The sequence below is a fragment of the Sulfuriflexus sp. genome (genome assembly GCF_032250955.1).
GTDB lineage: Bacteria > Pseudomonadota > Gammaproteobacteria > AKS1 > AKS1 > Sulfuriflexus.
Window position 1 is genome coordinate 1 of sequence record NZ_JAVVES010000068.1, and the last position, 12,562, is coordinate 12,562.

5 protein-coding genes and 1 pseudogene are annotated in these 12,562 nt (G+C 54.1%); 3 read left to right on the top strand and 3 right to left on the bottom strand.

Annotated features, from left to right (window positions below; translation table 11 throughout):
* Positions 1-78 precede the first annotated feature (78 nt).
* From RQ738_RS11370 to RQ738_RS11380, 3 genes are all read right to left on the bottom strand, one after another.
* Positions 79-2,118, bottom strand: coding sequence for a sodium-translocating pyrophosphatase (locus RQ738_RS11370; protein WP_314165334.1), 2,040 nt, complete (start codon positions 2,116-2,118; stop codon positions 79-81).
* A 312-nt stretch (positions 2,119-2,430) separates the two neighbouring features.
* Positions 2,431-3,681, bottom strand: coding sequence for a 6-phosphofructokinase (locus RQ738_RS11375; RefSeq protein ID WP_314165339.1), 1,251 nt, complete (start codon positions 3,679-3,681; stop codon positions 2,431-2,433).
* Between the two features lie 128 nt (positions 3,682-3,809).
* Positions 3,810-4,151, bottom strand: coding sequence for a hypothetical protein (locus RQ738_RS11380; protein WP_314165335.1), 342 nt, complete (start codon positions 4,149-4,151; stop codon positions 3,810-3,812).
* Positions 4,152-4,396: 245 nt separating this feature from the next.
* Between RQ738_RS11380 and RQ738_RS11385 the strand changes: the two are divergent.
* The 3 genes and pseudogenes from RQ738_RS11385 to RQ738_RS11395 all read left to right on the top strand — a co-directional run.
* Positions 4,397-5,038: pseudogene (locus RQ738_RS11385) on the top strand (adenylate kinase); the annotation flags it as partial.
* A 717-nt stretch (positions 5,039-5,755) separates the two neighbouring features.
* Positions 5,756-6,211 (top strand): DsrE family protein, encoded by a 456-nt coding sequence (locus tag RQ738_RS11390; RefSeq protein ID WP_314165336.1) that lies wholly within the window; start codon positions 5,756-5,758, stop codon positions 6,209-6,211.
* 511 nt (positions 6,212-6,722) lie between these two features.
* A complete protein-coding gene (locus RQ738_RS11395) occupies positions 6,723-12,530 on the top strand; it encodes an RHS repeat-associated core domain-containing protein (protein ID WP_314165338.1) in 5,808 nt (1,935 codons plus the stop codon).
* Positions 12,531-12,562 lie beyond the last annotated feature (32 nt).

The following is a 12,562-nucleotide window of genomic DNA, read 5'->3' on the forward strand; positions in this document are numbered from 1 at the left end:
TTCACCTTGGCGGACTGGATCTTTATCCTGATGGTGTTATACGGTAAATCTTACCCACCACATCTGGGGAAGAGCCACTTAAAGTAAAGGTACAATCAAGAGAGCCACAATATTAATAATTTTAATAAGCGGGTTGATCGCCGGACCAGCAGTGTCCTTGTAAGGGTCGCCGACCGTATCGCCGGTCACGGCGGCCTTGTGGGCCTCGGAACCCTTGCCGCCACAGTTACCGTCTTCGATGTATTTCTTGGCGTTGTCCCAGGCGCCGCCGCCGGTGGTCATGGAGATGGCGACGAACAGGCCGGTGATGATGGTGCCGAGCAACAGGCCGCCGAGTGCCTTCGGGCCGAGGATGAGGCCGACCAGCAGCGGTACGAGTACCGGCAGCAGCGAGGGCAGCATCATTTCCTTGATCGCGGAGCGGGTCAGCATGTCAACGGCGCGTGAGTAATCCGGTTTGGCGGTCCCTTCCATAATGCCGGGGATTTCCCTGAACTGGCGGCGCACTTCGACGACAACACTACCGGCGGCACGGCCGACGGCCTCCATGGCCATGGCACCGAACAGGTAAGGTACAAGCCCGCCGATGAACAGGCCGATTATGACCATGTGATCGGAGAGGTCGAAGGCGTTGATCGTGCTTGTGTGAACATTTAATTCATGCGTGTAATCGGCGAACAACACCAGTGCCGCGAGTCCGGCCGAGGCGATTGCATAACCCTTGGTGACGGCCTTGGTGGTATTGCCGACTGCATCGAGGGGATCGGTGATGTTGCGGATCTTTTCATCGAGTTCGGCCATTTCGGCGATGCCACCGGCATTGTCGGTGATCGGGCCGTAGGCATCGAGGGCAACGACGATGCCGGTCATGGAGAGCATCGAGGTCGCGGCGATGGCGATCCCGTACAGGCCGGCGAACTCATAGGCGGCCCAGATGCTGGCGCACACGGCCAGTACCGGCAGGGCAGTCGACTTCATGGAGACACCGAGGCCAGCAATGACATTGGTGCCGTGGCCGGTGGTCGAGGCCTCGGCGATGTGCCTGACCGGCGCATATTCGGTTGCGGTGTAATACTCGGTGATCACGACCATGGCGGCAGTCAGGATCAGCCCGATGAGGGCGCTGTAGAACAGGTTGATCGAGGCCACGCTGTTGCCGTCGATGATCACGCTGTCACCGAGCAGCCAGGTTGTGATCGGGTAGAAGGCGATCGCTGAAATCCCGCCGGCAACGGCCAGGCCGCGATACAGGGCATTCATGATCTTGCCCCCGTCCCGGGCCTTGACGAAAAAGGTGCCGATGATGGAAGCGATGATGGAGGCGGCACCGATAACGAGCGGGTAGAGTATCGCCGCATCGCCGGCATCGCTGAGCATGAGCCCGCCGAGCAGCATGGTGGCGATAATGGTCACGGCATAGGTCTCGAACAGGTCGGCGGCCATGCCGGCGCAGTCACCGACATTGTCACCGACGTTATCGGCAATCACGGCGGGGTTACGCGGGTCGTCTTCCGGGATACCGGCCTCGACCTTGCCGACCAGGTCGGCGCCGACATCGGCACCCTTGGTAAAGATACCGCCGCCGAGACGGGCGAAGATCGAGATCAATGAACCACCGAAGGCCAGGCCGACCAGCGGTGTGAGGCTGACTGTCTCACCGGTCGGGGTCATGGCACTGAGAACGGCGTAATAACCGGCCACGCCGAGCAGGCCGAGGCCGACGACGAGCATGCCGGTGATGGCGCCACCGCGGAAGGCGACTTGCAGCGCCGCGTTGAGACCGTCATTGGCGGCCTCGGCGGTACGCACATTGGCGCGCACCGAGATATTCATGCCGATATAACCGGCGCCGGCCGAGCACAATGCACCGATGGCAAAGCCGATGGCGGTGAGCACACCAAGGGAGAGGAAGATGGCCACGAACAGCACCGCGCCGACCATACTGATGGTCGTGTACTGGCGGTTCAAATAGGCCTGGGCACCTTCCTGTATGGCCGCGGCGATTTCGCGCATGCGCTCATTGCCGGCGGATTTCGAGAGAATCCATTTATAGGACCAGGCACCGTAAACGAGTGCGACAAGAGAACAGATGATCGCGATTAGCAAACCAGTAGACATTGCAATTCCTCCACCTTACTTATGAATTAATTATCGGGGTCGGACGATATACTTATAATTTGGGAGCCATTATGACCATCTTTGAGGCGGCAGGGCAAGCGGGGCGAGAACCGGGGGGCCGGCCAGGGGATTAAGCCGGGCGGTTAAGGGCGGTTGCCGGGGTCAGACTGAAGAGGGTCTCGAGGTCGAATTCACGGATCAGGGTACCCATGGCGGTCTGGCCACGGATAAGATCTCTGGTTGAATCAATAGTCGTAATTTAAGGGGGGTGGCCGGGTACCCCAGGCTGCGGGGTACCCGAACCGGTCCTGATTAAAGCTCGAATTTTTCCAGTTTCTGCTTCACGCCGACATTTTTCAGACGCACGTACTTCGGCAGGCCGTTCTTGTATGGCGGGTAGTCCTCACCCTTGATCAGCGGCTCGAGATATTCGCGGCACTTGTTGGTAATACCGAAGCCATCCTTGGTGATGAAGTTCTTCGGCATCATCTTCTCAACATTGGCGACCTTGGACAGCGGTGCCATGCCTACCTTCCACTTGAACGGCTTGTTCGAGATACGTTCAACAGTCGGCATGATGGAATTGTGACCCTTCAGGGCAAACTGCACGGCCGCCTTGCCCATGGCATAGGCCATTTCGACATCGGTCTTCGAGGCGATATGGCGGGCAGCACGCTGCAGGTAGTCAGCCACGGCCCAGTGGTTCTTCAGGCCGAGTTCCTTCTGCACCATGCCGGCGATAACCGTGGCGGCACCACCGAGCTGGGCGTGACCGAAGGAATCCTTCAGGCCGCTTTCGGCGAGGAACTTGCCATCCGCGTAATGCACGCCTTCGGAAACGACGACAGTGCAGTAACCGTGTTTCTCGACCAGGGCATCAACCTTGGCGAGGAATTTCTTCTGGTCGAACTCGACTTCCGGGAACAGAATAATGATCGGGATCGGGGTATCTTCGGTGGAAGCGAGACCGCCGGCTGCGGCAATCCAGCCAGCGTGGCGCCCCATGACTTCAACGATGAAGACCTTGGTGGAGGTCTTGGCCATGGAGGCAACGTCGAAGCTGGCTTCGCGGGTGGAGACGGCGATGTACTTGGCAACCGAACCAAAGCCCGGGCAGTTGTCGGTGATCGGCAGGTCGTTATCAACGGTCTTCGGCACATGGATAGCCTGGATAGGGTAGCCCATTTTTTCAGACAGCTGGGAGACCTTGTAACAGGTATCGGCAGAGTCACCGCCGCCGTTGTAGAAGAAATAGCCGATGTTATGGGCCTTGAAGACTTCGATCAGGCGCTCGTATTCCCGCTGGTTTTCCTCGAGGCTCTTCAACTTGAAGCGGCAGGAACCGAAAGCCCCGGAAGGGGTGTGGCGCAGGGCAGCGATGGAGCTGGCAGATTCCTTGCTGGTGTCAATCAGGTCTTCGGTGAGGGCACCGATGATGCCGTTACGGCCGGCATAGACCTTGCCGATCTTGCCCTTGTTGGCGCGGGCAGTCTCGATTACGCCACAGGCAGAGGCATTGATCACGGCGGTGACACCACCAGACTGCGCGTAAAAGGCATTCATTGGCTTCGCGGCCGGTTTTTTCTTGATCGCGGTTTTCTTCTTGGCAGTTTTCTTTGTTGCCATGGTTTTGGTCTCCTGGAATGGTCAGTTAGAGAGGTTTATATAAGGTATTCAGTTACTGCTTTTGCTTACCTGCCGTCTATCGCACGCGTGGTCGGACTGAACGCGCAGCAGCGAAATAATGCAGTCTTCAATTTTGTCGTATTCCTCGATGCCAGTACCGTATTGCTGGTGGATGCGGTAGAAAAACTGGCGGCGATATTTGCTCTGGCCGGTCTTGAAATCACGAAATGGCAGTTCTTCGCCTCCCGGTACAGGCCCGTCACAGGGGGCAGTTCACGGTCGTGGGGGGGCAGGCAAATTTCACTGTCGAAGCTCTGAACCTGGATATTTTCCCTGAAGCGCTCTTTGAGGGTGCTCTCTACGGTCCATGTCTGGCTATCGATGAAGTCAGGGATTTTTTTGCGCATTTTGCCGTCTTACGGTGATTTTGGTTGCCGGTATTGCCACACGGGTCATCCGCGGGCGGTAAAGGATACTGCAAAAGCACAGAAAATGCATAGTCGTTCATTGACTTGGCTGCCATTGGCGGAGTAGGTTAAGTAAAAAAGTGGCACTTTTCCCCCGGGAAACGCCTGCCAGAACTGCGTCGAAATGTCGCGGAAACAAAAAAACATAATACAAATTAAAGACTTAATAAAGTCGGGTGAGTGTCATGAGGATCGTATTACTGGGCGCGCCGGGATCTGGGAAAGGCACGCAAGCCAAGTTACTCGTCGAGCAATTGGGGATTGTGCAGATCTCCACCGGCGACCTTCTGCGCGAGGCAGTCGAGAAGGGCTCCATGCTGGGACGCCAGGCCAAGCCCCTGATGGACAGCGGCCAGCTGGTCCCCGATGAAATCGTGCTGGGGGTTATCCGCGAGCGCCTGGAGGAAAAGGATGTGGCGAAGGGCTTCGTGCTCGACGGTTTTCCGCGCACCGTGCCACAGGCCGAAGAACTGAACAAGATTCTGGAGCGCTTACGTATGCCGCTCCAGGGTGCCCTGCTCATTGATGTGGATGTCGACACCCTGATCCAGCGCCTCGGTGGACGCCAGGTCTGCAGCTCCTGCGGCCAGATGTATAACGTGTATACCTCACCCTCAAGGATGTATGACCACTGTGATGTCTGCGGCGGTGAATTACGGCAACGGGCCGACGATAATGAGGAAACCATCGGCAATCGCTTGCGTATCTACGAGGCCCAGACGACCCCCTTGCTGGACTACTACCGCGAGCAGGACAAACTGCGAATCATCCAGGGTGTCGGTGAGATTGATGATGTCTTTGCGGCCGTGCAAAAAGAACTCAAAACCCTGCCGAGTGAGGAAGCCCTGCTTGACGAGCTTGGCTCGGCGACGTTTGATGACCTTGAACGCAAGGTGCTCGAGTCGGTACAACGGGCGCTGGCGACGGTAAACAAGGACATAATAGAACCGGCCGATGAAGCCTTGCAAAAGACCGAGAAGGCTGTAAAGAAGGAAGTGAAAGAGGTGAGTGAAAAGCTGGCCAGGGCAGCAAAGCAAGAGGCCAGGGCGATCAGTAAAAAGGTCAGCAAGGCAGTGAAGGCAGAGGCGACGGCAGTCAGCAAGACAGCAAGGAAAAAGGCCAAAGCCCTCAAGAAAGAAGCCGAAACGGTTGGTAAAAAAGTCAGCAAGACAGCAAAGAAAAAAGCCGTGGCCCTGAAAAAGAAAGTGGCGACTGCCGCTACCGGCAAGAAAAAGGTCACGAAGAAGACCGCAGTGAAAAAGAAGGCCGCCAGCAAGAAAAAGGCAGCAGTAAAAAAGAAGGCAGTGAGCAAGAAGAAGGCGGCCAGCAAGAAGAAGCCAGCCGCTAAAAAGGTCGTAAAGAAAACTGCAAAAAAGACAGGGAAGAAGGTTGTTAAGAAAAAGGCAGTTAGAAAGCGCTAAACATAAGAGTCTACTAATATAGATCAAAAGAACTTTTGATTGATAGTGGTGTCATCACTTATGTAAATGTGGAAGTAAAACATTGTTCTTATAATTATTATTAATGAGGTATCAGGAGTGATCATGAATAAATTCGTAAAATTATTGGGTCTGGCAACAATACTGACAGCGATGCTGGGTTTGTCGGCATGTAATACAGCAGAGGCGGCCTCTGATGGTCTCGATCCAAAGCATAAACTGGTTATCCAGGTTAGCAGCAGCGACCCGCTGACACAGAAGATCGCGCTTAATAATGCGGTCAATATCCAGAAGGCCTATGGCGTGGATAATGTGGCTGTTGAGATTGTTGCCTATGGCCCGGGTCTGGGCATGCTGACCGCCGGGAATGGCCAGACCAAGCGTGTTGAGAGTCTCGCCGTACAAGGCATTACCTTCAGTGCCTGTGGCAATACCATCAAGGGTGTCACCAAGAAGAAGGGTAAGGCACCTGTACTCACGGCCGGCGTCAAGGTCGTTCCTGCCGGTGTGCAACGTATTATCGAGCTGCAGGAACAGGGTTATTCTTACATAAGACCGTAAGTAATCATCAGATGAAAACAAAAACCCGGTGCGGAGACGCGCCGGGTTTTTTATTGATTGAAGAATGATGATCGGTTAGGGAGTTATGCGTTGGTTTTCACCGCCATGCTCGTCCTGGCATGGGCTTTTTTACCGCGAAGTACGCGAAGTTTCGCGAAGGAGTTCAAGATAACTCTGTACTACGTGGCGAAACTTCTTCGACGTTGAATAACGAATAGATTTTTTTCAACTTGGCCGCGACCGCCTTGTGCTCTTTCCAAGAGACAAACTCGGTGAATTACGCACCATGCGTACATGCTCAGCTGGATTTTTGTCTCTGGCATAGACAAGATGTTTACGTATTAATGCGTATTGTATCTAAAGAAGAAAACAGAATAGTCTCGATTAAAGTATAGGAAAATAGTAGCAGAGTTATTGTGTATTACTTAATTGCAGTGCGGATGATGCTGGGTTAAATACATTTACAGACAAAATTACTGCCTACGAATGAAAGAACACGGAGGGTTCTTCTATGAAGAGTCATAGCCTATCGGACCTGACAACAGGTATCCGCCGCTTTATCCTGTATGCTTGCGCAGCATTATTATTTTCCACTCAATCATACGCAGTCAACCGTATTCACACGCCAGGGCAGTTCTCAACAAATAGTGTAGGGGCGGCGACCTATACCGTTCCGATTGAAGTCCCTCCCGGTACCAATGGCCTCGCACCAAAATTATCCCTTGAATATAACAGCCAGCGTGGCGATGGATTGCTCGGTGTTGGCTGGGCGTTGGGTGGTCTACAAGTTATCACTCGCTGTCCACAAACAATGTCACAGGACGGTGTGCGGGGACGTGTAAGTTTTGATGAAAATGACCGGTTCTGCCTGGGTGGGCAACGCCTCATGCTTGAATCCGGTACTTATGGTGTCAATGGCGCCGAGTATCGAACAGAGAGTGAAACTTTTGCCAAAATTATTTCATACGGCAATGTCAACAATGGGCCCGCCTGGTTCAAGGTGTGGACTAAAGACGGTCGTATCCTGGAGTTCGGTAATTCATCGAGTTCGCAAATTACCGGGTTCGGGTATTTATCACCGGTTATTTCCTGGGCGGTGAACAAGGTTAGTGATGCCAGTACTAACTACTACACAGTCAGTTATGCGCAAAATACTTCTGGCGTATTCTGGCCGGTACGCATCGATTATACAGGCAATGACAACACCGGGCTGGCCCCGTATAACTCGGTAGAGTTTCTGTATTTCAGCCCGCGCCCGAATGGTACGGTGATGTTGCCAAACCCGTATCAGACCTCGAACCTCGATGTCCTGCTCGGCGGCATCCGGACGAAGAACACCGGCGCTATCGTCAAGGATTACTGGCTTAGCTTCAATACCGGTGCGGCAACGAGCCGTATCAAGCTCACCGCTGTCACCGAATGCGGTGGGGGTAGCAGTTCCTACTGCCTGCCTCCGACCAGGTTTGAGTGGCAAGAGCCCACGGTCGGCCCGCAAAACTTTAGCTGGACAGGGGGTACTGGAGTAGGCGCAGCGGGATGGCGTCTTGCCGACCTGTTTGGTGATGGCCGCAAGGTCTACTACTCGAATAATGGTGCGGGCACACACTACGCAACCCAGGTTAACGCGGATGGCACAAAGCAGACCTGGACGTGGACGGGAGGGCATGGAACGGCAAACGGTGGCTGGCAGGTCGGCGATCTCTTTGGTGATGGCAGGGAGGTTTTTTATACCTTTTCCAGTAGCGGCACGCATTATGCCACGCAACTTAATCGAGACGGGACGGTTCAGAACTGGACCTGGACCGGCGGTCACGGGGCCGGTGGCACAGGTTGGAAACTCGCCGACCTCTTCGGCGACGGTCGACAACTTTATTACACGCATGCAAGTAACGGCACCCACTATGCAACACGCCTGAACCCGGACGGTACGGTGCAGAATTGGACCTGGAGCGGTGGGCACACGGTGAAAAACGCCGGCTGGCGAACGGCCAACCTGTTTGGCGATGGACGCAAACTTTTTTATTCTATTCAGGCGACTGTCGGTACGCCAACGCAATCGGCATCGTTTACCCACTACGTTACCCGGTTAAACCCGGACGGCACACGCGACAATTTCTCACACACCTCGCAGAAGGCCCTGTACAACCAGGGCTGGGATGTCGCTGATATCTTTGGTGATGGCCGCGATGCCTTCTTCATGCAGGCATCGACCGGCGAGCGTTTCGCCTTCCGTGTGAGCCCCAACCCGGACGCAGGGCCAACCAAGTTAGCAATTTCGAATTACGGGTTTGGTGCGACCTCACCGGTCGGTGATCTAGGCTGGCGACTGGTTGACCTGTTCGGTGATGGCCGCAAGGTCTATTACACGCACTGGAGTAACGGTCAGCACTATGCGGTCAGACTGGATCCTTTAAACCCATCGCCCCAGTCCTGGACCTGGACGGGGGGCCATGGTGTCGGCAATGCCGGGTGGGAGATGGGTGATTTGTTCGGCGACGGACGAGCCAGCTATTACACGCACTCGACCAATGGCACCCACTACGTTACGCGTTTCAGTTCCGCCCACCCTGATGTCATCACGAAGGTAACCTCGGGTCTTACTGCAACCATTGACATCGCCTACAAGCCATTGACGGATAATACCCCGGATTTTTATACCAAGGATACTGACGCGAGCTATCCCATCGTCGACCTGCGGGCCCCCATCCATGTTGTGCAAGAAGTCAGCAAGAGCAACGGCATTGGTGGTTACAGTACCGACACATATAGCTACAAGGGCGTAAAGTCTGACCTTGATGGTCGTGGTTTTCTCGGTTTTCGTGAGGTCTCCGTTTACAATGATGTGCTACAAACCACTGTTAGCACTGAATATAGACAGGACTGGCCCTACATCGGCCTGCCGTCAACCGTCACCAAAAGCCATCCCGGGGGCAACCTGAACCGCGTCACCAATACCTATGCGGCAACGAATTTCACTGGTAGTCGTTATTTCCCATACCTGGCCGAGCGAGTAGAGCAGTCATGGGACACCGACGGAACGCCGCTACCAACAGTAACGACAAGTAACCAGTATGACTGCACCACGTCGCTGACTAATTGTTATGGCAATCTCACTCAATCAACGAGGGCTGCGAGTGATGGCTACAGCAAGACGGCCGTTAATACGTATTCGAACGATGTAACTAATTGGTTCATTGGCAGACTGACACACTCGGCGGTGAGCAGTGGTGCCATTACACGCACCACTGCCTACGAGTACAATGCACAGGGCTTACGCAGTAAAAAGATCATCGAGCCTGACACTATCCCGCTCAGGCTCGAGACTGCCTATGTCTATAGCGGTCTGGGTAATGTCACCAGCACAACAGTATCCTCGCCTGCCACTGGCGAGCAGGCCATCCAATCGCGCACCTCAAGTGCGGGTTATGATAGCCGGGGTCGTTTTCCCACTTCCGTTAGCAATGCCCTCGGCCACACCGAGACACGCCAGTACGATAGCTGGTTTGGGGTGGTCTTTAATCTCACAGGCCCCAATTCACTATCGACGCTAAATTACTACAATGACCTGGGCCTGATGTATAAAGAAACAAAGGCAGATGGGACGATTACTCGTAATAACTGGTATTTCTGTAGTACCTGTACTGAGAACCCGTATTACGTCTGGAACCGACCACTTTCTTCTGATGATGCCACGTCAAATGGCGCCTGGACAAAAACTTACTATGATAGCCTTGATCGCGTTATTCGTCGGGAAACCCAGGGCTTTGATGGTAGCGGGTCAACACCGGTCATCGTAGAACTGACTGAGTATGATGCGGCAGGGCGTGTCGCACGAACCTCACGGCCATTTATCGATGGCTCGAGCAATATTCAATGGACAAGTTATACCTATGACGTGCTGGGTCGTGTGACCAGTACGACAAGGCCGGATAACAGCTATGCAGAGTTTGACTACAACGGCCTGGTCACGAAAAGCAGGGTCTACGTAAGCGCCGGCCAGTATCAACTGACCACGACAACCTTCAACAGCCGTGGTGAAAAACTACAGATCACGGACGACCTGGGTCAGTCTATCAATTCCAGCTATGACGGTTTCGGCAACCTGCAAAGCGTCACCGTCGCTAGTGGCAGCCCCATCACCATGCAGTACGACACCCTCGGCCGCAAGACGCAAATGGTCGATCCGGACAAGGGCACATGGACCTACGTCTATAACGCCGTTGGGGAACTGGTCAAGCAGACCAACGCCCGTAACCAGATCACCACCATGACCTATGACAACCTCGGCCGTCGCACACAGCGCACCGAGCCCGATCTTGTCTCGAGCTGGTACTTCGATACGCTAAAAGGTGGGGCCACCTGCTCGCAGGGGATCGGCAAACTCTGCGAGGTCGAGACCAACAATGGCTACAGCCGGGTGCACAGTTACGACAGTCTCGGACGCCCGACTTCGACCCGCAATACGATAGATGGCACGTATATTTACACGGCCTCGGTGACTTATGATGCCAACGGCCGCGTTAACTCCCAGACCTACCCGACGAACTTCAAGACGAAGACGGTCTATACACCCCTGGGCTATCCTCAAAAGGTAACAAACAGTTCCGGTACTACCGTTTACTGGCAGGCCGACAGCATTGATGCTGAAGGTGGCGTCACGCAAGCCACCCTTGGTAACGGCCTTACTGTCAATCGTAACTTTGAGGCCGAGACCGGCCGCCTGGCCAATATTCGCGCGAGCAATTTTTTCGGTGATCGGCAGAATTTTGCCTATACCTACGACTGGCTCGACAATATGCTCACGAGGGAGGACATCGTCAAGGCCAGCCTCGAGAACGCGAGCTACGATAGCCTCAGCCGTTTGCTCTCGACCTCAGGCGCGACACTACCAACGCTCGGGTTTGAATACAGTGATAACGGCAACCTGACATATAAATCGGATACGGGCACATATAGCTATTCGGCCGGTGGCGCCCGGCCCCATGCCGTGACACAGATCACGGGCAGCGTTAACACCACGTTCACCTATGATGCGAACGGCAATGTCACTTCCGGCAATGGCCGCACACTTACCTGGACCAGCTATGACCTGCCGGCCACGATCACCCGCAACGGCCAGACCAGCAGCTTTGTGTATGACGCTGATCACGAACGCAGCAAACAGGTCAGCCCGAATGGCACCACGCACTACGTCAACCCGGCAGGTGGCGCCGGTCTGTTCTACGAGCGCACGCAGAGCGGTTACCAGACCACGCACCGCCAGTACATCAGCGTCGCCGGCCAGGTCGTCGCCGTGGTGGAAAAGAAGGGCTTTACGGAGAAGACCTACTACTGGCACACGGATAACCTGGGCAGCCTGGCCGTGATTACTGATCAGTCGGGGAACGTCCAGCAACGCTGCGACTACGACGCCTTTGGCAAGCGTACCTGCGATAGCACACCGCTGTTCAGCCGCGGCTTTACCGGTCATGAGCACCTCTACGACGGTCTTATCCACATGAACGGCCGTGTCTACGACCCGCAGGTCGGGCGGTTCCTGTCAGCCGATCCCTTCGTGGCGAATCCTGATAATGCCCAGAGCTATAACCGTTATAGCTATGTCGAGAACAGTTCGTTCAAGTATGTAGACCCGACTGGATTTGCACCGATAACTATCCGTATTACCTGCGGAATAACTGATTGCGGTCCAGGTGTCGGACTTGTAGTCTGTCCTACAACTTGTTCACCACCTCTTTCAAATAGTCAACTTGGATCGACGCTTGCCTCTCCAGTCGGTTCGAATCCGGGCAGTTCCTTTAACGCTTTCTCTGTTGCGCAGTCGACAAATACATTTGCACTCAGTCCTACGGGTATAGGTTTTGGGGTTGGTAACCCTGGATTCGATAGTCGGACGATTGGATCCAGATTCAGTAGTTTGACGACCATATCGGGTAGAATTCCTAGTGGATTTAATCCGAATGACACAAGGGGTGGCTTTAATGCGAGTGGTGAAAGTCTTGTATTTCATCCAGATAACTTTGACCCTAACACTGCTTCATTAATACTTATAATAGCTGGATCATCAGTCGTGTCTGAGATTGCTTTTGCAAGAGCTGTAATTGCATTAAGAGTTGGTTCTATTGCTACGAAGGCCAGAATACCAGTCGTTTCATCAGCTCAAGGCAAGCTTGCTAGCTTGGCTGAAAAATTTGGGACGACTATAGATAAGATTTTAGAACAGGGATTAAAAGGAAAACGCTTTAGAGACCTGGACAATAGTGGGAATATCAATATATTTGCCTCGTCAGAAAAATTCATGGGTAGTTTTCGGGGCAGGTAGCGCTCCAAGCGCGTGATATAAGGCGATTTCAG